The sequence below is a fragment of the Streptomyces javensis genome (genome assembly GCF_039525925.1).
GTDB classification, from domain to species: Bacteria; Actinomycetota; Actinomycetes; order Streptomycetales; family Streptomycetaceae; genus Streptomyces; species Streptomyces asiaticus.
Genome location: NZ_BAAAIF010000004.1, coordinates 32497 through 56659 on the forward strand (window position 1 = coordinate 32497; position 24163 = coordinate 56659).

Below are 24163 nucleotides of genomic sequence, written 5' to 3' on the forward strand. Positions count from 1 at the left end.
AAAGGGCGCCACATGACCGCCGCCGAGGAGCAGCCCGGCTCCGCCGCGCACGTCCTCGAACTCGTCGCGAGCGGCACCGCGGCCTCCCGCGCCGATCTCGTAAGGGAGTTGGGGCTCGCCGCCTCCACCGTCTCCGCACGGGTGCAGGAGCTGGTGGACGCCGGGCTGCTCACCGAATACGGCGAGGGCGCCTCGCGCGGCGGCCGCCGACCCCGCCTGCTGCGGATACCGGACAGTGGGGGCATCGCGCTCGCCGCCGACCTGGGCAGCCATCACGCCCGCGTCGGCGCGGTCGGCCGCACGGGCGCCACCTTCGACGTGACCGAGCACTCCTTCGACCTGACGGCCGGTCCCGACCGGGCCCTGGAGCCGCTGGTGGGGCGGCTCGCCGAGCTCGCGGACCGCCAGCGCGCGGCGGGCCGCACGGTGCGGGCCGTCGGCGTCGGCTTCCCCGGCCCCGTGGACACGGGCACGGGCCAGGTCATCGCCCCGGCCCGGATGCCCGGCTGGCATCTGTACGAACTGCGCGACCGGCTCGCCGAGCGGCTCGGACTGCCCGTCCTCGTCGACAACGACGCCAACATGATGGCCCTCGGCGAGCACCGGGTCGCCCACCCCGGGCTGCGCCACCTCGTCGTCGTCAAGGCGGGCCGCGGCATCGGCTCCGGCGTGATCAGCGACGGCCGCCTCTACCGGGGGGCGCGCGGCTCGGCGGGCGACATCAGCCATGTGCGCGTCGACGCGGCCGCCGAACGCCCCTGCTCCTGCGGCAACATCGGCTGTCTGGAGACCGTCGCCAGCGGCGCCGCGATCGCCGCCGAGCTGCGCACGCTCGGCATCGGCGCCGACGGGTCGACGGATGTGCTGCGCCTGGTGACGGACGGCGAGCCGAACGCGACCACCCTGGTACGGCAGGCCGGCCGGCACATCGGGGCCGTCCTGTCCGTCGTCGTCAACTTCTTCAACCCGGAGGCGGTGGTCCTCGCGGGGGCCCTTGCCGAGGCCGAGCCGCTGGTCGCCGCGGTCCGCGGGATGCTGTACGAGCGGTGTCTGCCGATGGCGACGAGCGAGCTGACGATCACGGCGGCCACGAGCGGCGCCGACGCGGGGCTGCTCGGGGCGGGCCACGCGGCGCTGCGCGAACTCGCCCCCGGCAGCCGGCCGGTGCCCATGGCCCCGGCCGCCCCCCGATGACGCCCGTGCCGCGCCGGCCGTACGACACCGGCCGTACGGCACAGGCCGTACGACACCGGCCGTACGACACCGGCCCGCGTGGCCGGTCCGCCCACCCCTGGACACCCCCCCGACGCATCCGACCGGCGCGACCGGACGCACCCCGGCGCATCTGAAAGCGAGACAGCATGGCCTCCACCGCACCCCGCCCGGCCAACGCTCCGGCGGCAGGGCCGGACCCGGACGGCGCGGCGGCGCCCCCGGGCCGTCGTCGCCCGCGCATCGGCATCGGCGGCATGTCCATCGAGTCCAGCACCTTCTGCCCGCACCGCACGACCTACGACGACTTCCGGGTCACCCGCGGCGCCGAGTTGCTGGACCGCTACACCTGGACGGCGTCCGACGGCGACCTCGCGGAGCGCGTCGAGTGGGTGCCCCTGCTGCACGCCGTCTCGCTCCCCGGCGGCCCGGTCGAACGGGAGACCTACGACCGGATCAAGGGCGAGCTGATCGAGCGGCTGCGGCGGGCCGGGCCGCTCGACGGGCTGGTGTACGACATCCACGGCGCGATGAGCGTGCTGGGTCTGGAGGACGCCGAGGACGACCTGACCGAGGCCGTACGGGAGGCGATCGGGCCCGATGCGCTGATCTCCGCCGCCATGGACCTCCACGGCAATGTCTCCCGCCGCTTCGCGGGCCGGCTCGATCTGATCACGGCCCATCGGCTCGCCCCGCACGAGGACGCCTGGGAGACCCGCGAACGCGCCGCCCGCAAACTGGTGGAGCGCCTGGCCTCCGGCCGGGGCCGCCCGCATCTGGCCTGGGTGCAGATCCCGGTGCTGCTGCCCGGTGAGCGCACCAGCACCCGTCTGGAGCCCGCCAAGTCCCTGTTCGGGCGGCTGGCCGCCGTGGAGGCGATGGACGGCGTCGTGGACGCGGCGATCTGGGTGGGCTACGCCTGGGCCGACGAGCCGCGCTGCCGGGCGGCCGTGGTGGTGACCGGCGACGACCCCGTGCTCGCGGTCGAACAGGCCCGCTCGCTCGCCCGCGAGTACTGGGAGAGGCGCCGCGACTTCGCCTTCGTCGGCCCCACCGGAGGCGCCGACGAGTGCATCGCCGAGGCCGTCGCCTCCTCCGCCCGGCCCTTCCTGATCAGTGACTCCGGCGACAATCCCACGGCCGGGGGCGCCGGGGACCTCGCCCATATGCTCGGGCGGCTGCTGGCCAACGAGGACCTGGCCGCCGGCCGCGCCACCGCCCTGCACCCCGGGATCACCGATCCGGCGGCGGTCGCGGAGTGCTTCGCCGCCGGGCCGGGCGCGACGGTCCGGCTGTCCGTCGGCGGCGGGGTCAGCCGGGGTACGGGGGACCACGCCGCGCCCTGCGAGCTGACCGGCGAGGTGGTCGCCCTGCGCCGGGACGACCCGGTCGGCGGGGATCTCGCGGCGGTGCGGCACGGGGGCGTCACGGCGATCCTGGTCAGCCGCCGCAAGCCGTTCCACACCCTGGCCGACTTCGGTGAGCTGGACCCGCGCGGCTATGACCTCGTCGTCGTCAAGATCGGCTATCTGGAGCCCGAGCTGTACGCCCTGGCGGCGGACTGGCGGCTCGCGCTCACCCCCGGCGGGGTGGACCAGGATCTGCCGCGGCTGGGCCACCACCGGATCGAGCGGCCGCTGTTCCCCTTCGACGACGCGGAGTTCGACACCCCGGAGCTCACCCCACGGCTGCTCACCCGCTGACCGCCGCGACCGGGTGGACCCGTGAGGCCCACCCGGCTGACGGCGCTACTTCCCCACGCCCTCCGCGAGCCCCCGCACGAAGTGCCGCTGTCCCAGCAGGAAGACCACGATCATCGGCAGCGCGGCGATCGTCAGCCCGGCGAAGAGCATCGGCCAGTCCGAGTTGAGCCGCCCCGCCATGTCGGCGAGCCCGACCGGCAGTGTCTTGAGGTGGTCGTCGGTGATGAAGACCAGCGCGAACGCGTACTCGTTCCAGGCGAACAGCGCCTGGAGCACCGCCGCCGACACCAGGATGGGCCGTGCCATCGGCACCACCACCCGCCAGAAGATCTGCCAGCGGCCGGCGCCGTCGATATGCGCCGCCTCCTCCACTTCGGTGGGCAGGCCCAGCAGATAGGCGCGGATGAGGAAAGTGGTGAACGGCACCTTGAACGCGGTGTAGAGGACGATCAGCGCCCAGTAGGTGTCGTAGATCCCCAGTGCCTGGAGGAGCTGGGACAACGGCACCAGGGCCACCGTCGGGGACAGCATCATCGCGCCGAGCACCAGCAGCAGGGCGGGCTGGGAGCACGGGATGTCCAGCCGGGTCAGCCCGTACGCGGCCCAGGCGCTGATGAGCACCACCGCCAGCACCGAGGCCGAGGTGACCAGCGCGCTGTTCAGCAGATAACGCAGTACGCCCTGGTCCCAGGCGTCGGCGTAGGTCCCCCAGCGCGGCTCGCCGGGGAGCGACCAGGGGCTGGAGAAGATCTCACCGTTGGTCTTCAGCCCGGACAGCGCCATCCAGCACAGCGGGTAGAGCACCGCGACGGCCAGGGCGGCGAAGACGCAGTAGGCCAGCAGCCGGGTCAGCGCCGGGCGGAGCCGCGCGGGCGTCGAGCGCGGCGCCCTGGAAGAGGAGGTTCCGGAGTGCGGGGCGGAGCGCTCCGTGTCGAGGGTGAGGGTCATCGCGCCGCCTTTCTCCGGGAGTGGATCAGCTGAAGCGCCCCCGCCGCGAAGGTGATCAGGAACATCACGGTGCCGATCGCGGAGGCGTATCCCATGTCGTCACCGGTGAAGGCGCTGGAGTAGAGCCAGGTGCCCAGCACCTGGCTGGAGTTGCTGGGGCCGCCGCCGGTCATCACCATGACCTCGTTGAAGACCAGGAAGGCCTGGGAGACGGTGAGGATCACCAGCAGTCCGGTCATCTCGCGCACCATGGGCACGGTGATGGTGAAGAAGGTGCGCACCCGGCCCGCGCCGTCCATGTGCGCCGACTCGTACAGCTCGCGCGGCACCCGCTGGACGGCCACGGTGAGCAGCATCGTGGTGTAGCCGAAGGACTGCCACTGGCTCATGGCGATCACCCCCCAGATCGCGGTGCCGGGGTCGCCGAGCCAGTCGTGCTCCAGGGAGGACAGGCCGACGGCCCGCAGCGCTCCGTTCACCATCCCGGCGTCCGGCTGGTAGAGGAACTGGAAGAGCAGCCCGGTGACGGTCATGGAGACCGCGGCCGGGATGAAGTAGACGGTGCGCAGCAGGCCCCGCAGCCGGCGGCCGAGCAGTTCCTCCAGCGCGGCTGCGAGCACCAGGGCCGCGCCGACCTGGAAGACCACCGAGACGACGGCGTACGCCACGTTGTTGAGCAGGGCCTGCCAGAAGACCGGGTCCTGGGCGGCCTGGCGGTAGTTCTCCAGGCCTACGAAGCGGGTGACGGGTGAGAACGCGCTGTACTTGTAGAGCGAGAGCCGGATGTTCTCGACGATCGGGTAGTAGACGAACAGCGCGATCAGGGCGAGGGCCGGGACGACGTACAGCGAGTGGCGCAGCCGCCGCCGGGCGGAGCGGCCCCCCGCGGTCCTTGCCGGGGTGGCGGTGGTCGCGTTCATGGCCTCACTCCGAACCGCCGGCCCTTCTCCGCGCCCCGGCGCACCTCGACGATCGCCCGCTGGGGCGTCATCCGGCCGGACAGCACGGACTCGGCCGCGGAGAGATAGGGATTGACGATCGTGTCATCGGCGGCGGTGTCGAGCCACACCGCCATGTCGTGTCCGGCGATGGTCCGCTGGGCCTTGGGCAGTCCGCGCAGGGTCCCGGCGTCGGCGGTGTCCTTGACGGAGCTGAGCCAGCCGAGATCGTGCACCAGTGCGCGGGCCCGGGTACGGCTGGTGAGGAAGCGCAGGAAGTCCACGGCGAGCGCCTTGTCGGGCGAGTTGCCCGAGACCATCAGTCCGTCGGTGCCGCCCGCGAGGGCGCGGGCGCTTCCGGCGGCGCCGGGTATCGCGGGCAAGGCGAAGAAGTCCCAGTCGTGGGCGAAGGACTTCGGTGCGCCGCCGGCCTCGCTCAAGTAGGAGAACTCCAGCGTCTCGACGTACTGCATGGCGGCCTTGCCGTACACCAGCCGGGCCTGGGCGGCCTCATGGCTCATGCTGGTGCCGCCGGGCGCGAAACAGCGCTGCCGCAGCCGCCGCAGATCCTCCAGCGCGCGGACATAGCCGGGGTGGTGGAAGGCGTCGTTCCCGCCGCGTCCCGCGTAGTCCCGGGCGAGCACCGCCGGGGGCACCTCCATGGCGTTGAACTGGGTGAGCAGATGGCCCGCCGGCCAGCCGTACTGATTGCCGAAGGCGATCGGCACGTACCCGGCCCGCTTGATCCGGTCGCAGGCGGTCAACAGGGCGGGGAAGCTCCTGGGCTCGCGCACCCCGGCCTCGGCGAAGATCCTCTTGTTGTAGGCGAGGACCTTGGCGTCCATGTCGAGCGGAACGCCGTGGATACGGCCGCGGAAGGTGAACGCGTCCAGCGCCTCGGGTTCGAAGCTCCGGCCCCAGGCGGTGTTCTTCAGCTGGGAGGTGAGATCGGCGGCCATCTTGCCGTCGGCGAACTTGCCCGCGTAGCGGCCGGGCCAGGAGAAGTAGATGTCAGGTAGGTCGCGCGCGGCGGCCAGCACCGCGATGCGGTCCTTGTAGGGCTGGTCCCCGACGGCCTGGAGTTCGATGGTGACATCGGGGTTGCGCTTCTCGTAGGCGCGCGCCACCTCCTCGAAGTACGGCGCGTACTCCGGGTCGGCCCATTTCTCCAGCACGGTGAGATGACCGGACGGCCTGCCGGAGAGGGTGAAGTCGTCGGGGGTGGTCCGGATCGGGGCCTGGCCGCAGGCGGTGAGCAGCAGGGTGAGCAGACAGACGGAGATGACGGCGGCTGGACGCATCGGTTCTCTCCTGGCGGGTCGGGACGGTTCAGACCGCGGTCCGATCGACGGTGGCGGACGGGGGATCGGGGACGGGGAAGGCGGCGGGGTGGCCGAAGGCGCCGGGCAGGGCGCAGACCTCGGCAGCGTAGGCGGCGGCTCGGGCGGCCGCGTCCTCCAGCGGACGCCCGTCGAGCAGGGCGACGAGCAGGGCGGCGATGAAGGAGTCACCGGCGCCGAGGGTGTCCAGCGGCTCGACGGGCACCACCGACTGGGCGTACGGAGCCCGGCCCGCGCGGCCGATCAGCGCGCCCCGGCCGCCGCGGGTGACCACCACCAGCCGGGGGCCGAGGGTGTGGGCGCGGGCGATGAGATGGGCGGCCTCGGTGTCATCGGCGTCAGGCCGGGAGAAGACGGCGCAGTACAGGTACGGCAGCAGCGGACCGGCGTAATGCCAGGAGCGGTCGGAGAAGTCGTAGCTGGTCCGGCGGGCGGCGCGGGCCAGTCGCGGAAGCTGGTCCTCCAGATGAGCGCAGTCCCCGGTGTGGACGAGGTCGAAACCGGCGAGCCAGTCGAGGTCGTCGGGGGTGAGCCGGAACCGGGAGACGCCCTCGGAGCAGTCGCCGAAGTGGCGGTTGCCGCCGTCGTCGAGGTGGACGGTGGCGTAGGCGGTGGGCCCCTCGGCGGTGCGAGCCCGTTCGGTGCGCACTCCCTCGGCCGCGAGGGCGGCGCGGATGTGCGCGCCCGCCGCGTCGTTCCCGGTGACACCGAGGTACGCGCCGTCGGCACCGCGCCGGGTGGCGTGCACCGCCACGTTGAGGGCGTTGCCGCCGGGATACATCAGTCCGCGCCGCGGGTAGCGGTCGACGACGTTGTCGCCGACTCCGCAGATGCGCATGGTGATTCCTCTTTCGGTACGGGACTGGCCTGCGGTGGGGGACGGCCCGGTGCGGCACTGGTCGTGCGGCGCCGCACCGGGCCGGGCGGAAGACGGGCTCAGTAGGCGACCTTGAACATGTAGCGGCGCTGGTCCAGGTCATGTCCACGGACCGCCTCGTAGTGCCGGGCCAGCCGGGTGACCAGGACGTCGAGCGCGATGGGGCTGATCTCACCGCGCAGGTGCTCCGGGACGCCCGGCAGGGTCAGCGCCCGGGTGTCGAGGTAGTGGGCCTTCTCGGTGTAGGTCTCCAGGAAGGTGCGGGCGCGCTCGGCCATCGGCCGGGTGGCGTCCTCGCCGAGCAGCAGCAGCACCGGCTGGTCCTCGGTGACGACCTCGAACGCTCCGTGGAAGAACTCCCCGGCGTTGAACGAACCGGCGTGCTTCCACTGCATCTCCATCAGGTAGCACATCGAAAACCCGTAGCCCGCGCCGTAGTTGGGCCCGGCGGAGAGCACATAGGTGACCTCCTCGTCGGCCAGCGCGGTGGCGATGGCGTGGTTGAGCTCCTCGGTCTGCTCCTGCGCCGCGTAGAGGGCGTCGGGAAGCGCCTCGTACGCCTGGCGCACGGCGGCGTGGTCGCCCTCGGCGCCGACCGCTTCGAGCACGGCGTGGGCCAGCTGCCCGAACAGCACCTGCTTGGGGGCGACGACGGTGTCCTCGCTGCGGTAGGTGAAGGCGATCTCGGCGGCCCGGGCGAGCGGGCTGTCCGCGCTGCGGGTGAGGGCGGCGACCCGCGCCCCGGCCTCGCGGGCGTAGTGGGCCGCGGCCACGGTCTCCTTGGTGGTGCCGGTGTGGGAGGAGACCAGGACGAGGGAGCCCTCGCCGAGCAGGGCGGGACGGCGCAGGTTGAACTCGTCGCTGTTCATGTGGAAGACGGGGAGCGGCGCCCGGGTCTCCAGCAGGTAGTGCGCCGGATAGGCGGCGGTCAGCGAGCCGCCGCAGCCGACGAGGAAGACATTGCGCAGTCCGGATCCGACGACGTCGTCGATGAAGCGGCGGGCCGTGTCGTTCTGGCCGAGGGCGAAGGAGACGGCCTCCTTGAAGTCCGCGGTGATGGGCTTGAGCGGAAGGGTTGCGGTGGTCACGCCGGTCCTCTCTGCGTTCGAGGCATGGGGAGGTCGCCGCCCGTCGGGGCGGTATCGGGGGGTACGGGCTTACGGGTGCGGCGTCGTGGACCGGACACCCGGAGGGTCTTGAGAACGTTCCCAACATCGTCCGTTGGGAACGTTCTCAACGTCGTGTGTTGGGAACCTTCCCACCGCCTCGATGCCGACGTCAAGAGGTGTTACGCACCGACCGTCGACAGCCGATAGCCTGGCCTGGCCATGACGACCAACCGACGCCGCGCCGCGACCATCCCCGACGTCGCCCGGGAAGCCGGAGTCTCCCGGTCCACCGCCTCCCGGGCGCTGGCGGACTACGGCTCGGTCAGCCCCGATGCGCGGGAACGCGTCCGCGCCGCCGCGGAGAAACTGGGCTACCGCGCCAACCAGCTCGCCCGAAGCATGATCACCGGCCGGACGCATACGCTCGGCGTGGTGATCGCGGACATTCAGAACCCGTTCTTCGCCGGGGTCACCCGCGGGATCACCGACGCGGCCCACACCGCGGGCTACCAGGTGCTGCTGGCCAACACCGACGAGGACCTCGGCGCCGAGCGCGCCGCCGTGAAGACGCTCTGCGACAAGCATGTGGACGGCCTGGTGGTCGCCCCCGCCTCCACCACCGAGGTCGGTCATCTGGCCGCCCTGGTCGAGGGGGTGTGCCCGGTGGTCCTCCTGGACCGGCACGCGCCCTCGCTGCCGACGGACGCGGTGACGGTGGACAACCAGGGCGCGAGCGCGGACGCCGTCCGCAGGCTGATCGCCGCCGGCCACCGCCGGATCGCCCTTGTGACATTGGTCGGCAGCGAGCCTGACGGCGGGGCGGACGGCGGGGCGGAGCACGGAGCCGGGGCGAGAACGGGGGAAGCGGCCTCGGGGCCGTTCCCCATCTCGACCGGAGTCGAGCGCGTCGCGGGCTACCGTGCGGCGCTGCGCGCGGCCGGGATCGAGGACACGGACGCGTATCTACGGGTGGGCACCTTCCACCGGCAGGACCCGGCCGTCCTCACCGAAGAACTGCTCTCCCTGCCCGAACCGCCCACTGCCGTCTTCGCCACCGACAGCATGATCGCGCTCGGGGTGCTCTCCGCGGTGAACGCACGCGGGCTGCGCGTCCCGGAGGACATCTCGGTGGTCGCCTTCGACGACGCGGAGTGGACCCGGGTGGTCCGGCCGCGGCTCAGCGTGGTGGCCCAGCCGGTCCAGGAGTTGGGGGCGGAGGCCGTACGGGCGCTGCTGACCCGCATTGAGAGGGGCGCCCGGCCGCCCCGCCACATCACCCTGGACACGACCTTCATCACCCGCGACTCCGTCGCCCCACCGCGGTAGGCGGCCAGAGGCCGCCGGGGGCGGGAGGGGCGCGGCACGGGGTCCAGCCCACCGGGCGGGTGCGGCGCGGCGCGGAGTCCGGCGCGGCGCGCACCTGCTCCCGCCGCGCGGCGGACTTCGGCGGCTGCCGTTGCCAGGCGTACGCCCTGACCGGCGACGCCGCCCGCACCGACCCCGCCTGTGCGCTCTCCCCGGACCACGGGGTGATCCGCTCGCTGACGACGGGCACCGGGCACCCGGCCGGAGCGGACGCCCCGGCGCCGACCGGCGCGCGGCCCCGGCCCACACAGGGCGGTAGCCGTTCCGCACAGGGCAGTGGCCGGTCCACACAGGGCGGTAGCCGTTCCGCACAGGGCAGTGGCCGGTCCACACAGGGCAGTGGCCGGTCCGCACAGGGCGGTGGCGCGGCGCCGCGCGGATGAAGGCCGGTGCGGGCGCGCGCCAGACCGCGCTGCCCTGGCGCCGTGCCCGGCGCCGAGGCCACTCGGCCGACCGGGCACCCGTGGCAGGGGCGATCCCGCGCGGACGCACAGCCACCGGAAGCGACGGCGCGGCCCGAAGAACACCGGCCCCCACCACATCGCCACGGCGCCCCATCCGCACGCCCGCCCCGCTCGGCCGACTCGGGGGCCACCTCGCACGCGATCCCGAGCGCTCCGAGGCACATCGCCCTGGTGCCACCAGGACCGGCCGGCACCGGAAGCGCGCGGCAGGCGCTCGGCACGAGCGTGCCGGGTGCCGAGTGCCGCCGCGTGACCGGCCGGAGGGCCGTGACCGGCCGGAGGCGATCCGTGCCGCGGGGCGATCGGCCCGGGAACGCGGCACCGTTGGCCGCCGACCATGGCGACGGGGTGGGCCCAGCGGGCCCACCCCGTCGTACATCCGGTGACGCTCGGCTATCCGGTGGCGCTCAGCCCTCGACGCCCAGCTTCTCCAGGATCAGCTCGCGCACCCGCGCCGCGTCCGCCTGGCCGCGCGTGGCCTTCATGACCGCGCCGACCAGCGCACCCGCCGCCGCGACCTTGCCGCCGCGGATCTTGTCGGCGATGGCCGCGTTGGCCGCGATCGCCTCGTCCACGGCGGTGCCCAGCGCACCCTCGTCCGAGACGACCTTCAGCCCGCGCTTGGTGACGACCTCGTCCGGGTCGCCCTCCCCCGCGAGGACGCCCTCGATGGTCTGGCGGGCCAGCTTGTCGTTGAGCGAACCCTCCTTGACCAGCGCGCACACCCGGGCCACCTGCGCCGGGGTGATCGACAGCTCCGCGAGCTCCACCCCGTCCTCGTTGGCACGGCGGGCCAGCTCGCCCATCCACCACTTACGGGCCTGGTCGGCCGGGGCGCCCGCGTCCATCGTGGCCGTGATCAGGTCGATCGCGCCCGCGTTGAGCACCGACTGCATCTCGTGCCGGGACAGGCCCCACTCCTCGCGCAGCCGGTTGCGGCGCACCCGCGGCAGCTCCGGAAGCCCGCCGCGCAGCTCCTCCACCCAGGTCCGGGCGGGGGCGACCGGCACCAGGTCGGGCTCGGGGAAGTAGCGGTAGTCCTCCGCCTCCTCCTTGACCCGGCCGGAGGTCGTGGAGCCGTCCTCCTCGTGGAAGTGGCGGGTCTCCTGGATGATCGTGCCGCCGTCGTTCAGCACCGCGGCATGGCGCTGGATCTCGAAGCGGACCGCGCGCTCGACCGACCGCAGCGAGTTGACGTTCTTGGTCTCGGAGCGGGTGCCGAACTTGTCGGCGCCCTGCGGGCGCAGCGACAGGTTCACATCGCAGCGCATCTGGCCCATCTCCATGCGCGCCTCGGAGACCCCGAGCGACTTGATGAGCTCGCGCAGCTCGGTCACATACGCCTTGGCGACCTCCGGGGCCTTCTCCCCGGCGCCGACGATCGGCTTGGTGACGATCTCGATCAGCGGGATCCCGGCCCGGTTGTAGTCCAGGAGGGAGTGCTGGGCGCCGTGGATGCGGCCGGTCGCGCCACCCACATGGGTGGACTTGCCGGTGTCCTCCTCCATATGGGCGCGCTCGATCTCGACGCGGAAGACCTCACCGTCGACGTCGACGTCCAGATAGCCGTTGAAGGCGATCGGCTCGTCGTACTGCGACGTCTGGAAGTTCTTCGGCATGTCCGGATAGAAGTAGTTCTTCCGGGCGAAGCGGCACCATTCGGCGATCTCGCAGTTGAGCGCGAGTCCGATCTTGATGGCCGACTCGACGCCGGTCGCGTTGACCACCGGGAGCGAGCCGGGCAGGCCGAGGCAGGTGGGGCAGGTCTGCGTGTTGGGCTCGGCGCCCAGCGCCGTGGAGCACCCGCAGAACATCTTGGTCTTGGTGCCGAGCTCGACATGCACCTCGAGCCCCATCACGGGGTCATAGGTGGCGAGGGCGTCCTCGTACGACACCAGTTCAGTGACGGTCACGGAAAAACTAACCTCTCAGTCCGCGAGGACGTCGTCGTCGCCCATGCGCTTGAGCTCGCGGATGAGCAGGGCGACGCCGGTGACGATGGCGGCGGCCGAGACCACCGCGTCGGCCAGTTGCAGCTTGTCGTTCTCGGTTCGGGCCTTCTTGGCCTGCTTCGCCACACTGACCGCGCCGAACAGCGAGGTCGCGATGGACAGGTAGGTGCCGGGCCTGGACTTCTTGAAGCCCTTCGCCTTCTTGATCGCACTCATAGTGACGGTGCCTCCTCGATCAGCGGGTGGCCCCACTTGTCGATGAGCGCGGCCTCGACCGCGGCACCGACCTTGTAGAGCCGGTCGTCGGCCATGGCGGGGGCGATGATCTGCAATCCGACCGGCAGACCGTCCTCCGGTGCCAGACCGCAGGGCAGTGACATGGCCGCGTTCCCCGCGAGGTTGGTGGGAATCGTGCAGAGGTCGGCCAGATACATCGCCATCGGGTCGTCGGCGCGCTCGCCGATCGGGAAGGCGGTGGTCGGGGTGGTCGGCGAGACCAGCACGTCGACCCGCTCGAACGCCTTCTCGAAGTCACGCTTGATCAGCGTGCGGACCTTCTGCGCGGAGCCGTAGTACGCGTCGTAGTAGCCGGAGCTGAGCGCGTAGGTGCCGAGCATGATCCGGCGCTTGACCTCGGCGCCGAAGCCCTCCGCGCGGGTGAGCGCGGTGACGTCCTCGGCGGACTTGGTGCCGTCGTCGCCCACCCGCAGGCCGTAGCGCATGGCGTCGAAGCGGGCCAGGTTGGACGAGCACTCGGACGGCGCGATCAGGTAGTACGCGGCCAGCGCCTTGTCGAAGGACGGGCAGGAGATCTCCTCGATCTCGGCGCCCAGCTCCCGCAGCAGCTCCACCGACTCGTTGAAGCGCTGCATGACGCCGGCCTGGTAGCCCTCGCCCGCGAACTCCTTGACGACGCCGATGCGCATGCCCCGCACGCTTCCGTTGCGGGCGGCCTCGACGACGGCCGGGACCGGCTCGTCGATCGAGGTCGAGTCCATCGGGTCGTGCCCGGCGATGACCTCGTGCAGCAGCGCCGCGTCCAGCACGGTGCGGGCGCAGGGGCCGCCCTGGTCGAGCGAGGACGAGAACGCCACCATGCCGTAGCGGGAGACCCCGCCGTACGTCGGCTTGACCCCGACCGTGCCGGTGACGGCGGCGGGCTGGCGGATCGAGCCGCCGGTGTCGGTGCCGATGGCGAGCGGGGCCTGGAACGAGGCCAGCGAGGCGGACGAGCCGCCGCCGGAGCCGCCGGGGACCCGGGTGAGGTCCCAGGGGTTGCCGGTGGGGCCGAAGGCGCTGTTCTCGGTCGAGGACCCCATGGCGAACTCGTCCATGTTGGTCTTGCCGAGGACGATCACGTCCGCGTCCCGCAGCCGCTGGGTGACGGTCGCGTCATACGGCGGGATCCAGCCGTCGAGGATCTTGGAACCGACCGTGGTCGGGATCCCCTTGGTGGTGAAGATGTCCTTGAGCGCGAGCGGAACACCGGCCAGCGGGCCCAGCTCCTCGCCGCGCTCCCGCTTCGCGTCGACGGCGCGCGCCTGGGCGAGCGCCCCCTCGCGGTCCACGTGCAGGAAGGCGTGCACCTTCTCGTCGACGGCCTCGATACGGGCCAGGTGCGCCTCGGTCACCTCGACGGCGGTGACCGCGCCGGAGGCGATCCTGGCGGCGATCTCGGCCGCGGTGAGCCTGGTCAGGTCGGTCACGGTGGTCACTCCTCCCCCAGGATCTGCGGCACCTTGAAACGCTGCTGCTCCTGGGCCGGGGCGCAGGCCAGCGCCTGCTGCGGGGTCAGGGACGGACGGACCTCGTCCGGACGCATGACGTTGGTCAGCGGCAGCGGGTGGGAGGTCGGCGGAACGTCTTGGTCGGCGACCTCGGAGACGCGGGCGACCGCGCCGATGATGTCGTCGAGCTGTCCGGCGAAGTGGTCTAGCTCTTCGGCCGTCAGCTCCAGACGCGCCAGCCGGGCGAGGTGGGCGACCTCCTCGCGCGTGATGCCAGGCATGCAGCGATCCTCTGGGTGAGTGTGGAGTGTTTCGGCCCCAATCCTATGGCTCCCCGCACACACAGCGCGAAAGGCTTTGGGTGCGCCTGTTGTGGGCAATCGTTCCGCGGGGCGGAACGGGTGGGCACAACCCACCCACCGGCCCGCACCCGGCGACGAAACACCGAGGGGCAGCACCGGCGCCGCGCCCCTACGTCCACCTATGTCACCGGCTGATCCGCGTCCTCGTCCGCGGAAGCGTCTTCGTTCGACGGCTCCGCCGTCTCGCGGTGCCAGCCGCCCTCACCCCGCGCCCGCAGCCACGCCGTCATCTCCTCCGGCGGCATCGCCGCGGCCACCAGCCAGCCCTGGACCGCGTCGCAGCCCAGATCCCGCAGCCGCTCCCAGGTCTCGTCGTCCTCGACGCCCTCCGCGACCACGAGCAGGCCCAGCGAGTGGGCGAGGTCGACCGTACAGCGGACGATCTCCGCGTCCTCGTTGTCCACGGCCAGCCGGGCCACGAAGGAACGGTCGATCTTGAGCTCGCTGACCGGCAGCCGCCGCAGATGGACCAGCGACGAATACCCCGTCCCGAAGTCGTCGAGCGACATCTTCACCCCGTGCCCGGTGAGCCCGGCCAGGGTGTCGGCGGCCCGCTGCGGGTCCTCCAGCAGGACGTGCTCGGTTATCTCCAGCTGAAGGGCGCCCGCCGGGACCCCGTGCCGGGCCAGCCGCCCGGCGACCGCGCCCGCGAAGCCGGGGGTGTGGACATCGCGCGGCGAGACGTTGACGGCGACGGGCACCTCGAGGCCGTCGGCGCGCCACCGCGCGACCTGGCCCAGGGCCGTCTCCAGGACGTACTCGGTCAGCCGGGGCATCAGCCCGGAGCTCTCGGCCATGGAGATGAACTCGTCCGGCGGCACCTTGCCCCGGTCCGGGTGCACCCAGCGCACCAGCGCCTCCAGGCCCGCCACATGCCCGTCGAAGCCGACCTTGGGCTGGTAGTGCAGCTCGACGTCGCCCGCGTCCAGGGCGCGCCGCAGATCGCCGAGCAGACCGAGCCGGTCGGGGGTGTTGCCGTCCCGCCGCGCCTCGTACAGCTCGACTCCGCTGCGGTCCCGCTTGGCCTGGTACATCGCGACGTCGGCGCGGCGCAGCAGCCCCTCGGCGTCCAGGGCGTGGTCGGGGTAGACGGCGACGCCCGCGCTGGCCTCGAGCACCAGGGTCAGCCCGTCCAGGTCGAGCGGGGAGCCGAGGTCGCCGACGAGGACGCGGGCGCTGCGCTGGGCGCTGGTGAGCGAGTCGGTGGTGGGCAGCAGCACCGCGAACTCGTCGCCGCCGAGCCGGGCCACCTCCGCCCCGCGCGGCAGGGCGAGCCGCAGCCGCTCGGCGATCTGGAGCAGCAGCCGGTCACCGGCCAGATGGCCCAGGGTGTCGTTGACCGAACGGAAGCGGTCGAGGTCCAGCAGCACCAGCGCGGTGCGGTTGCCGGCCCGCTCGGCCTCGTCCAGCGCGGTCCAGGTGCGCTCCAGCAGCCACTGGCGGTTGGGCAGCCCGGTGAGCGGGTCGCGCAGCTGCTCCTCGGCGCGGACCCGGGCGATCCACAGCGTGGAGTCCAGGGCGACCAGCGGCACCGCGAACAGCGGGAGCAGCAGCGGGGTGTCCCCGGCGACGACCACGATGAGGGGGGCGATGCCGAGGAGCGCGATGCCGACGAGGACCTGCCGGAAGAGGGCGGTGCGGGCGACGGTGGGCAGTCCGGCGCCGGGCGGGGCGAGGGAGCACCACAGCAGGGCGCGGGTCACCGCGAGATAGACGAAGGCGGCCAGGGCCGTCTGGGGGATGGCGGACACATGCCAGGTGTCGGTGCGCCAGGGGTGTTCGACGGAGGGGGTGGTGCCGAAGGCGGCGAGGGTGAGGGCGGCCGCGCCGACCCCCAGGATGTCGACCGCGCCGTGCAGGGCGGCCTGCCGCCATCGGTGCCGGCGGGCGGCGCCGACCAGGACGACCACGGCGAGGCTGACCAGCACGGCCGGAATCCAGCCGTAGAGCAGCAGCGCCGCCAGGGTTAACGCGGCCCCGGAGCCGGTGCCGCCCCACCAGCGGTCACGGCCGAGGGCGACCAGATGGCCGACGATGATTCCGGTGAGCACGGCGAGCGACCAGCCCACGGTTCCGTCGGGAAAGAGCGCATTGCCCGCGTCGAGCACTCGGAACACTCCGATACCGAGTGCGAAAGCCGCCATGGCGACCGCAGCGGCCGGCAGCGCGGGCAGCACGGCCCGGCGCAGCCGCGACGCCGGGGCGGCGCTTTCGGTCGGTTTCATACCCGTCCCTCTCACAGCCGGCGGTGCCAGCGCCACGGCGGGCGCACACCTCAACAGTAGGCGGCAGAAGGGGAAGACGGGCGGCGATCGGCGACGGTTCCCCGAATGCCGCCCGACGATCCATGACCTTCTGCTATGCGCTGTAAGGGTGATGCCCGCCGGCTGTACCCGGGAAGTGCTCCCAGTCGTAATCCGGCCAGGTTTGGACCCATTGAGCGGACAAGATGGCCGGAGCACTGCGCCGGATGGGTGGAGCGGCTACTCCAGCGGCCACTTCCGTGGCTACTCCAACCGCCGCTCCACCGGCCGTCCGTGCTACTCGGCGGACTCTTCCGCGGGCTCTTCCCCGGACTCTTCCGGGGGCGTCAACGCGACCTCTCGCGCGGCGTCGGGACCCTGTTCGAGCAGGACGCCAAATCCGTCCTCATCGAGCACGGGAACCTTCACCTGCATGGCCTTGTCATACTTCGAGCCCGGATTGTCGCCGACTACTACGAAATCGGTCTTTTTCGAAACCGATCCGGTGACTTTGGCACCACGGTTCTGTAGTGCCTCCTTGGCCCCATCCCGGGTGTACGACTGGAGCGTTCCGGTGACGACGACGGTGAGGCCCGCCAGCGGACGGGGGCCTTCGTCCTCGCCGCCCTCCTCCTCAAGACGGACCCCGGCCCGGCGCCATTTCTCGACGATCTCGCGGTGCCAGTCGACCGCGAACCACTCCTTGAGCGAGGCGGCGATGGTCGGCCCGACCCCCTCCACGGCCGCCAGCTCCTCCTCGTCCGCCTCGGCGATCCGGTCCAGCGAGCGGAATTCCCGGGCCAGCGCGGTGGCGGCCACGGGGCCGACATGACGGATCGAAAGGCCGGTGATGATCCGGGCCAGCGGACGCTCCTTGGCCGCCTCGATATTGGCCAGCATCGCCAGGGCGTTCTTCTTCGGCTCGCCCTTCTGGGTGGCGAAGAACGTGACGACCTTCTCCTCACCGGTCTCCGGATCACGCTTGGGCAGTCCGCTGTCCGGGTCCAGTACATACGACCGAATGGGCAGCAGTTGTTCGATCTTCAGGTCGAACAGATCGCCCTCGTCCTTCAACGGCGGTTCGGCGGGTTCCAGCGGCTGGGTGAGGGCGGCCGCGGCGACATAGCCGAGGTTCTCGATGTCCAGGGATTTCCGCCCGGCGAGATAGAAAATCCGCTCGCGCAGCTGCGCCGGGCAGGACCGGCCGTTGGGACACCGCAGATCGACATCGCCCTCCTTGGCGGGCTGGAGCGGCGTATCGCACTCGGGGCAGGCGGCCGGCATCACGAATTCCCGTTCGCTGCCGTCCCGCAGATCGACGACCGGGCCCAGGATTTCCGGAATGACATCGCCCGCTTTGCGGAGCACCACGGTGTCACCGATCAGCACGCCTTTGGCCTTGACCACATCCTGGTTGTGCAGCGTCGCGAATTCGACCTCCGAGCCCGCGACCGTGATCGGCTCGACCACCGCATAAGGCGTCACCCGCCCCGTGCGCCCCACGCCCACCCGGATGTCCACCAGCTTGGTGTTGACCTCCTCGGGCGGGAACTTCCAGGCGATCGCCCAGCGCGGCGCCCGCGAGGTGGAGCCCAGCCGCCCCTGGAGCGGGATCTCGTCCAGCTTGACGACCGCGCCGTCGATCTCGTGCTCCACCGAGTGCCGGTGCTCGCTCTCGCCGTAGTACGCGATGTACTCGCGCACGCCCTCGATCGAGTCGACCACCTTGAAGTGGGCGGCGGTGGGCAGCCCCCACTCGTGCAGCAGCTCATACGCCTGCGACAGCCGGTCGATGTCGAAGCCCTCGCGCGCCCCGATGCCGTGCACCACCATGTCCAGCGGCCGGGACGCGGTGATCTTCGGGTCCTTCTGGCGCAGCGAACCCGCCGCCGCGTTCCGGGGGTTGGCGAAGGGCGGCTTGCCCGCCTCCACCAGCCCGGCGTTCAGCTCCTCGAACCGCTCGCGGGGCAGGAAGACCTCGCCGCGCACCTCCACCAGCGCCGGGACGCGGTCGCCCGTCAGCCGGTTGGGGATCTTGGCGATCGTCCGCACATTGGGCGTGATGTCCTCGCCGGTGCGGCCGTCGCCACGGGTGGCGGCGCGGGTCAGCCGCCCGTGCTCATAGGTGAGGTTGACCGCGAGGCCGTCCACCTTCAGCTCGCACAGGAAGTGGTACGAGGCGCTGCCCAGCTCCTTGGCGATGCGGTCCGCCCAGCCGGCCAGCTCCTCGTCGTCGAAGGCGTTGTCCAGGCTGAGCATCCGCTCCCGGTGCGCGACCTCGGTGAACTCCGTCTCGTACGCCCCCGCGACCTTCTGGGTCGGCGAGTCGGGCGTGCGGAGCGTGGGATGCTCCTCCTCCAGCGCCTCCAGCTCGCGCATGAGCTTGTCGAACTCGGCGTCACTGACGACCGGCGCGTCCTTCACGTAGTACCGGAAGCGGTGCTCCTCGATCTGCTCAGCGAGCCTGGCGTGCCTCTCCCGCACCTCGGCGGGGACCTTCGACTGCTGTTCGCCGGCCACCGTGTCGTCCTCCCGTTACTCAGGGTTGTCCGCGAGCGATCTCGCCGCCCGGACGCAGTGGGCCAGCGCGGCGCGGGCGTACCCGGGCGAGGCGCCCGCGAGCCCGCACGACGGGGTGACCACCACCGACTCCGCGAGAGTCGCCGGTGCCAGCCCCAGCCTGCGCCACAGCGTCCTGACACCCCCGACGCTACCGGCAGGGTCCGACAATGGGGTGTCCGTGCCGGGTACCGCGCCGATGAGCAGTGCCGTACCGCCTTCCACCGCTTCCCCGATCGCCTCCTCCTCACCCTCCGTGAGCAGCGACAGATCGAAGGAGATCCCCGCGACGCCCGCGCGCCGCAGCAGCCCGAACGGCACGGCCGGCGCGCACGAGTGCACCACCACCGGCCCGTCGGCCGCCTCCACCAGGGTCCGCAGCGCGCCCTCGACCACGCCCCGGTCCACGGCGGCGTGGGTGCGGTAGCCGCTGGCCGTACGGACGCTCCCGCGCAGCACCGACGTCAGCGACGGCTCGTCGAGCTGGAGCACCACCTCGGCGCCCGGCACCCGGCGGCGCACCTCCGCCAGATGGGCGCGCACGCCCTCGGCGAGCGAGGCCGTGAGGTCACGGCAGGCGCCCGGGTCGCTCAGTGCGACCTCGCCGCCGCGCAGTTCGAGGGCGGCGGCCAGGGTCCAGGGCCCCACGGCCGACACCTTGAGCGCGCCCTGGTGCCCCTGGGTGAACTCCTCCAGCGCGTCCAGGTCCTCGCCCAGCCAGGAGCGGGCCCGCCGGGTGTCCCGGCCCGGCCGGTCGCTGATCCGCCAGCCGCTGGGCTCGACATGCGCGTACAGCTCGGCCAGCATCCCGGCGGTGCGCCCGATCATGTCCGCGCCGGGCCCGCGCGCGGGCAGCTCCGGAAGGTACGGCAGGGCCTCCAGCGAGCCGGTGACGGTCTTCGCGGCCTCCCGCGCGTCGCCGCCCGGCATCGATCCGACGCCGGTTGCGGCCCCTGGGGCCCATGGGTGGTGGGGGTTGGTGCTCTTCTCGCTCACGTAAGCGCTCCGCTGAAAGCGTTGTTATGCCAGTCGGTCGTCTGCGGCGCCATTGTGGCTGGGCGCGCCGTTCCCCGCGCCCCTTCGGGGCGCCTCATGCGGCCGGGGCAGGTGACTGCCCCGCCGCCGAGGACGGCTGCTCAGCCGCGCGGGCGGACCTGGAGGTCGGTGATCTCGGCGTCGTGCGGCAGGTCGAGGGCGGTCAGGATGGTCGTCGCCACGGTCTCGGGCGCGATCCAGCGCTCCGCGTCGTACTCCTTGCCCTCCTGCTGGTGCACCTTCACCTGCATCGGGGTGGCCGTGCGCCCCGGGTAGACCGTGGTCACCCGGACGCCGTTGCCGCTCTCCTCCCAGCGCAGCGCGTCGGCCAGCGCCTTGAGCCCGTGCTTGCTGGCGGCGTACGCGGCCCACTGTGCGTTGGCGCGCAGCCCGGCGCCGGAGTTGACGAAGACGACATGCCCCTGGGCCAGCCGCAGCTGCGGCAGCAGCAGGCGGGTCAGCTCGGCGGGCGCCACGAGGTTGGCGGCGAGCTGGCGGTTCCATGCCTTCGGGGTCAGCTCCCCGACCTCGCCCAGGTCGACCACTCCGGCGATGTGCAGCAACGAGTCCAGCCGGTCGGGCAGCGTCTGATGGCCCAGCGCCCAGGACAGCCGGTCCGGGTCGGCCAGGTCGCCGACGACCGTCCGCACCCCCGGGAACCGCTCCGCCAGCTCCTTCGCCCGCCCGGCGTCCCGCGCGAGCAGCCACAGCTCGTCGCCGCGCTCGGCCAGCCGCTCGGTGACCGCCGCGCCGATGCCCGAACCTGCCCCAGTGATCAGATGCGTTCCCATGGTCCCCAGCTTGCCTCACCGACGGACGCGCCCCGACGACGGTCCCGGCTTGGTCCCGGCTTGGCGCGATCCCATGCCCGAAACCCGGGCGGACTTCCCGCCGAGCGCTCCCATCCTGTAACGGGCACGGCGCCGGCTGTTACGGGGCCAGGGGGCTCAGACGGACTCCAGGTACGTCATGGCCTCCACCCCGTTCTCCGCGAAGAAGACCAGCTCGCTCAGCGGCCGGGGCAGGAACCCCTCCTCCTCCATCCGCTGGAACTGCTGCTTCAGGCCGTCGTAGAACCCCGCCGCGTTGAGCAGCACCACCGGCTTGATGTGCAGCCCGTGCTTCTTGAGCTCCAGGATCTCGGTGGCCTCGTCCAGCGTCCCGGTGCCGCCGACCATGATCACGACGGCGTCGGCGCGGGCGAGCAGCTGCGCCTTGCGCTCGGCGAGGTCCTTGGCGATCACCATCTCGTCGGCGTTCTCCCGGGCCTTGGCGGCGAGGAATTCCACGGAGATCCCGACCAGCCGCCCCCCGTGCTCCTGCACCCCGTCCGCCATCACCTTCATCAGCCCGACGTCCGACCCGCCCCAGACCAGCGTGTGCCCGCCCTTGCCGATCAGCTCGGCGAACTCGCGGGCGGGGACGGTGTAACGGTCGTCGAGGTCGGCGGCGGAGCAGAAGACGCAGATATTCATGCGCATCACTTTACGAGCCGGGTCGGACACCCCCGCCGCCACGGGTCACGCCGTGCGGCGGGTCTTTCCCCTCCCCGCCCCTTCCCACAGCATCCATTTGCGGCTCCGCCGCGTGGCAGGGGCTCCGCCCCTGGACCCCGTGGCCCGGGGGGCCAAGCCCCTGCCACGCGACGCGGTCGCATACCGCTGCTGCGGGCAGGGGCGGAGCCCCGGTTTCGGGCCTGCCCCAGGTTTCGGCGCCTGGAGCGCCCTGTCGCCGCGTCCGGCCTCACCCCCTGCCCATCGCGCCGATGTGGGCGAGCACCGCCGCGGCGCCGTCCTCCACACCAATCGCGTCGGCGAGGTCGGCCGCCCGGCGGCGGAGGGCGGAGGCGGTCAGGCAGGTCGTGATCGCCGTGGCGAGGGATTCGGCGGTGAGAGCGTCGAGGGGCAGCGGCCGGGGGGCGACTCCTAGCCGGTGCAGCCGTGCCGCCCAGAACGGCTGGTCGGCCATGGCGGGCACCGGCACCGCGGGGACCCCGGCGCGCAGTCCGGCCGCCGTGGTGCCCGCTCCGGCGTGGTGGACGACGGCCGCCGTGCGCGGGAACAGCCAGTCGTGCGGCAGGTCGCCGACCGCCAGGACGTCGTCCCCGGCCGCCGTCAGCCCGGCCCATCCCGCCTGCACCACCGCGCGCACCCCCGCCCGGGCCACCGCCGCCGTCACCAGCTCGCCCAGCCGCTCCCCCTCGCCCGGCGCCATGCTGCCGAACCCGATGAACACCGGCGGCGGACCGGCCCGGAGGAAGTCGACCAGCTCGGCCGGGGGCCGCCAGTCGCGGGGCCGGGCGGGCCACCAGTAGCCCGCGACCTCGACCCGGGACGGCCAGTCCGCCGGACGCGGTACGACCAGCGGGCTGAAGCCGTGGAAGACCGGCCGGAGGTCCGCTCCCGTCGTCCGCGCGGTGGCGGGCGGCAGCCCGAGCCGGGTGCGCAGCCCCGACACCGCGCCCGCCTGGAGCGCTCCGGCGTCCGCCAACAGCCGCCGCCCCGCCGCCAAATTGCCGTCCGGCCCGAGGTCCTCGGCGTCCGTGGCACCGGCCAGCGGGAACTCCCGAGTGGCGCAGGCCGGTGCGAGAAAGGCGCCGATGACGGGGACGCCGGACGCCTCACCGGCCACCCGGCTGAGCGCCGCCGGGCCGAACGCGGTGAGCACCAGGTCGGCCCCGTCCGCCACGGCCGCCGCCACCCCGTCGGCGAGCCGGTCCAGAAACGCCGCCATCGCGGCGCGCGCCTCGTCCCAGGAGGCCGCCCGCGCCCTGGCGCGGATCAACTCCCGTGGATCGCCCGGCAGCGGCCGGTGGTCCAGGCCGCATCCGTCGATGAGCCCGGCGAAGGGTGGGTGCGCGGCCACGGTCACCTCATGGCCGGCCTCCAGCAGACGCCGCCCCAGGCCCGTATACGGGGCGACGTCGCCTCGCGAACCGGCGGTCACGATCAGAATCCGCATGGATGATCCTCCTCGGCGAGTGCCGCCCGGCGCATACTCGGACGACGGCGTTCGCCACGGACGCTAAGGGCTCCTGCGCGGGGGAGGTTCAAGCGACGGTGACGCGCGGCACGCAGGGCGGGAACACGGACGGCAAGCAAGGCGGGAACACGCCCGCCACACAACGCAGGACCACGCACGGCACGCAGGACGCCAACACGCCCGCCACCCAAGCCAAGACCAAGCGCGGCACGCGGGGCGGGAACACGGGCGGCACGCGGGGGCGACCACAGCGACACGGTGGGCACGCAGGACGGGGCAACACGGGCGGCACGCAGGACGCCAGCACGCCCGCCACCCAAGACAGGACCACACACAGCACACAGAACGGCGACACGGTGGGCGCACAAGGCGGGAACACGGTGGGCATCGGCGAACTGGCCGCACGCACCGGACTGCCGGTGAAGACCATCCGCCACTACTCGGACATCGGGCTGCTGCCCGAGAGCGGACGTACCCCGGGCGGTCACCGCAGATACGCCGCGGACGCGCTCCCCAGGCTCCGGCTGATCCAGCGCCTCCGTGCGCTCGGCACCCCCATCGCCGCGATCGCCGCGGTCATGGCGGGGGAACGCTCGCTTGGCGAACTCGTCACCCGCGAACTGGACGTGGTCCGGGAACAGTTGCGTGAGGCGACATGGCGCCGGGAGCTGCTTCGCGCGCTGGACGACTGCCCCGCACCGGAACGGCTGCGCCGCCTCGGCCTGCTCGCCGGGGTGGGCAAGCTGGACGACGCCCACGACCGGCTGGTGCGGTACTGGCACTGGGCGCTCCCGGCCGGTCTGCCGCGCCGCCTCGCCCAGGCCGTCATCGACGGCGCGGTGCCCACGCCACCGGCCGCCCCGACCACCGCGACCGTCCTCGCCTACGCCGAGCTGCGGGCCCTGGCCACCGCGGACGACCGGCGCCGCCAGCCGCAGCCCCACCAGGTGGGCGACGTGGCGTCGTTCTACGCCGGTCTCCTGGACGCCTGCGCGCTCGCCGGTGAGGCCCTGGCAGCCGACTGCCCGGACCGGCTCGCCGAAGCGCACGGCCACTTCGTGCGCGCCTACGCCCGCATCGACGGCCACGACGACACGCCGGTGTTCCGCTCGCGTCTGCGCGCCCTGTTCCGCCGCGGGACGCGCGCCGGTTCGTTCTCGCTGCGCTACTGGCGACAGGCCCTCGTCATCACCGGCGAGACCCCGCCGCCGACCGCGGCCTCCGGCCAGGGGCACCTCGCGGCGCCACTCGCCACCCTGTACCACCAGGTCGCGGGCGTCTCGCTGAGCGCGAACGCCCGATGAGCGGCCCCGGGTGGCCGACAGCGGGTCCGGAACCCGCCACCGG

Annotated in this window: 19 protein-coding genes and 1 pseudogene; 5 read left to right on the plus strand and 15 right to left on the minus strand. The window is 72.7% G+C overall.

The genetic code is table 11. The annotated features are described in order from the left end of the window. Positions 1-12 precede the first annotated feature (12 nt). Together ABD329_RS05615 and ABD329_RS05620 are read left to right on the plus strand one after the other, a co-directional pair. Positions 13-1194: an ROK family transcriptional regulator gene (locus ABD329_RS05615; RefSeq protein WP_198280915.1), complete on the plus strand. Its 1182-nt coding sequence runs from the start codon at positions 13-15 to the stop codon at positions 1192-1194. A 167-nt stretch (positions 1195-1361) separates the two neighbouring features. Next, positions 1362-2915 (plus strand): M81 family metallopeptidase, encoded by a 1554-nt coding sequence (locus tag ABD329_RS05620; RefSeq protein ID WP_198281387.1) that lies wholly within the window; start codon positions 1362-1364, stop codon positions 2913-2915. 45 nt (positions 2916-2960) lie between these two features. Here the strand turns inward: ABD329_RS05620 and ABD329_RS05625 are convergent, their stop codons facing one another. From ABD329_RS05625 to ABD329_RS05645, 5 genes are all read right to left on the minus strand, one after another. Then, on the minus strand, positions 2961-3863 hold the full coding sequence (locus tag ABD329_RS05625; protein WP_198281388.1) for a carbohydrate ABC transporter permease: 903 nt from the start codon (positions 3861-3863) through the stop codon (positions 2961-2963). After that, a complete protein-coding gene (locus ABD329_RS05630) occupies positions 3860-4783 on the minus strand; it encodes a carbohydrate ABC transporter permease (protein ID WP_198281389.1) in 924 nt (307 codons plus the stop codon). The genes ABD329_RS05625 and ABD329_RS05630 overlap by 4 nt, the downstream gene beginning before the upstream one ends. Next, positions 4780-6102, minus strand: coding sequence for an ABC transporter substrate-binding protein (locus ABD329_RS05635; RefSeq protein ID WP_198281390.1), 1323 nt, complete (start codon positions 6100-6102; stop codon positions 4780-4782). The genes ABD329_RS05630 and ABD329_RS05635 overlap by 4 nt, the downstream gene beginning before the upstream one ends. A gap of 28 nt (positions 6103-6130) precedes the next feature. After that, positions 6131-6979 carry a PfkB family carbohydrate kinase gene (locus tag ABD329_RS05640; protein WP_344316036.1) on the minus strand — a complete coding sequence of 283 codons (849 nt, stop codon included), beginning with the start codon at positions 6977-6979 and terminating at the stop codon, positions 6131-6133. Between the two features lie 98 nt (positions 6980-7077). Then, a complete protein-coding gene (locus ABD329_RS05645) occupies positions 7078-8106 on the minus strand; it encodes an SIS domain-containing protein (protein ID WP_198278320.1) in 1029 nt (342 codons plus the stop codon). A gap of 240 nt (positions 8107-8346) precedes the next feature. Here ABD329_RS05645 and ABD329_RS05650 point away from each other — a divergent pair, with 240 nt between their 5' ends. Both ABD329_RS05650 and ABD329_RS05655 read left to right on the plus strand, forming a co-directional pair. Continuing rightward, positions 8347-9453: a LacI family DNA-binding transcriptional regulator gene (locus ABD329_RS05650; protein ID WP_198278319.1), complete on the plus strand. Its 1107-nt coding sequence runs from the start codon at positions 8347-8349 to the stop codon at positions 9451-9453. Between the two features lie 89 nt (positions 9454-9542). Beyond that, positions 9543-9671, plus strand: a pseudogene (locus ABD329_RS05655) (SPASM domain-containing protein); the annotation flags it as partial. A gap of 692 nt (positions 9672-10363) precedes the next feature. Here ABD329_RS05655 and gatB read toward each other — a convergent pair. The 10 genes from gatB to ABD329_RS05705 all read right to left on the minus strand — a co-directional run bounded on the left by gatB (position 10364) and on the right by ABD329_RS05705 (position 22795). Further along, positions 10364-11869, minus strand: coding sequence for an Asp-tRNA(Asn)/Glu-tRNA(Gln) amidotransferase subunit GatB (gatB, locus tag ABD329_RS05660; protein WP_198278318.1), 1506 nt, complete (start codon positions 11867-11869; stop codon positions 10364-10366). A gap of 15 nt (positions 11870-11884) precedes the next feature. Continuing rightward, positions 11885-12124, minus strand: coding sequence for a hypothetical protein (locus tag ABD329_RS05665; protein ID WP_198278317.1), 240 nt, complete (start codon positions 12122-12124; stop codon positions 11885-11887). Beyond that, entirely contained in the window at positions 12121-13614 is a 1494-nt protein-coding gene (gene gatA / locus ABD329_RS05670) for an Asp-tRNA(Asn)/Glu-tRNA(Gln) amidotransferase subunit GatA (protein WP_198278316.1), read from the minus strand. Before gatA ends, ABD329_RS05665 begins: the two co-directional genes overlap by 4 nt. 5 nt (positions 13615-13619) lie before the next feature. Continuing rightward, positions 13620-13916, minus strand: a complete 297-nt coding sequence (gatC, locus tag ABD329_RS05675; protein WP_198278315.1) for an Asp-tRNA(Asn)/Glu-tRNA(Gln) amidotransferase subunit GatC — start codon at positions 13914-13916, stop codon at positions 13620-13622. Positions 13917-14116: 200 nt separating this feature from the next. After that, positions 14117-16222 (minus strand): putative bifunctional diguanylate cyclase/phosphodiesterase, encoded by a 2106-nt coding sequence (locus ABD329_RS05680; protein ID WP_198278314.1) that lies wholly within the window; start codon positions 16220-16222, stop codon positions 14117-14119. A 315-nt stretch (positions 16223-16537) separates the two neighbouring features. Continuing rightward, positions 16538-18760 carry an NAD-dependent DNA ligase LigA gene (gene ligA / locus ABD329_RS05685; protein WP_198278313.1) on the minus strand — a complete coding sequence of 741 codons (2223 nt, stop codon included), beginning with the start codon at positions 18758-18760 and terminating at the stop codon, positions 16538-16540. 15 nt (positions 18761-18775) lie between these two features. Then, positions 18776-19795 carry a methionine synthase gene (locus tag ABD329_RS05690; RefSeq protein WP_198278312.1) on the minus strand — a complete coding sequence of 340 codons (1020 nt, stop codon included), beginning with the start codon at positions 19793-19795 and terminating at the stop codon, positions 18776-18778. A gap of 140 nt (positions 19796-19935) precedes the next feature. After that, a complete protein-coding gene (locus ABD329_RS05695) occupies positions 19936-20625 on the minus strand; it encodes an SDR family oxidoreductase (RefSeq protein ID WP_198278311.1) in 690 nt (229 codons plus the stop codon). Between the two features lie 156 nt (positions 20626-20781). Then, positions 20782-21309 carry an LOG family protein gene (locus ABD329_RS05700; RefSeq protein WP_344316038.1) on the minus strand — a complete coding sequence of 176 codons (528 nt, stop codon included), beginning with the start codon at positions 21307-21309 and terminating at the stop codon, positions 20782-20784. 268 nt (positions 21310-21577) lie between these two features. Next, positions 21578-22795, minus strand: coding sequence for a glycosyltransferase (locus tag ABD329_RS05705; RefSeq protein WP_198280855.1), 1218 nt, complete (start codon positions 22793-22795; stop codon positions 21578-21580). A gap of 401 nt (positions 22796-23196) precedes the next feature. Between ABD329_RS05705 and ABD329_RS05710 the strand changes: the two genes are divergently transcribed. Further along, entirely contained in the window at positions 23197-24120 is a 924-nt protein-coding gene (locus tag ABD329_RS05710; protein WP_309142900.1) for a MerR family transcriptional regulator, read from the plus strand. Positions 24121-24163: the final 43 nt, after the last annotated feature.

What these genes read in the sequence shown, in the direction of transcription:
- ABD329_RS05620 (WP_198281387.1), top strand. Translation starts at nt 1,362, where the DNA reads ATGGCCTCCACCGCACCCCGCCCGGCCAACGCTCCGGCGGCAGGGCCG.
- ABD329_RS05680 (WP_198278314.1), bottom strand. Translation starts at nt 16,222, where the DNA reads ATGAAACCGACCGAAAGCGCCGCCCCGGCGTCGCGGCTGCGCCGGGCC.
- ABD329_RS05630 (WP_198281389.1), bottom strand. Translation starts at nt 4,783, where the DNA reads ATGAACGCGACCACCGCCACCCCGGCAAGGACCGCGGGGGGCCGCTCC.
- gatC (WP_198278315.1), bottom strand. Translation starts at nt 13,916, where the DNA reads ATGCCTGGCATCACGCGCGAGGAGGTCGCCCACCTCGCCCGGCTGGCG.
- ABD329_RS05615 (WP_198280915.1), top strand. Translation starts at nt 13, where the DNA reads ATGACCGCCGCCGAGGAGCAGCCCGGCTCCGCCGCGCACGTCCTCGAA.
- ABD329_RS05625 (WP_198281388.1), bottom strand. Translation starts at nt 3,863, where the DNA reads ATGACCCTCACCCTCGACACGGAGCGCTCCGCCCCGCACTCCGGAACC.
- ABD329_RS05650 (WP_198278319.1), top strand. Translation starts at nt 8,347, where the DNA reads ATGACGACCAACCGACGCCGCGCCGCGACCATCCCCGACGTCGCCCGG.
- ABD329_RS05635 (WP_198281390.1), bottom strand. Translation starts at nt 6,102, where the DNA reads ATGCGTCCAGCCGCCGTCATCTCCGTCTGTCTGCTCACCCTGCTGCTC.
- ABD329_RS05640 (WP_344316036.1), bottom strand. Translation starts at nt 6,979, where the DNA reads ATGCGCATCTGCGGAGTCGGCGACAACGTCGTCGACCGCTACCCGCGG.
- ABD329_RS05695 (WP_198278311.1), bottom strand. Translation starts at nt 20,625, where the DNA reads ATGGGAACGCATCTGATCACTGGGGCAGGTTCGGGCATCGGCGCGGCG.
- ABD329_RS05705 (WP_198280855.1), bottom strand. Translation starts at nt 22,795, where the DNA reads ATGCGGATTCTGATCGTGACCGCCGGTTCGCGAGGCGACGTCGCCCCG.
- ABD329_RS05665 (WP_198278317.1), bottom strand. Translation starts at nt 12,124, where the DNA reads ATGAGTGCGATCAAGAAGGCGAAGGGCTTCAAGAAGTCCAGGCCCGGC.
- ABD329_RS05700 (WP_344316038.1), bottom strand. Translation starts at nt 21,309, where the DNA reads ATGAATATCTGCGTCTTCTGCTCCGCCGCCGACCTCGACGACCGTTAC.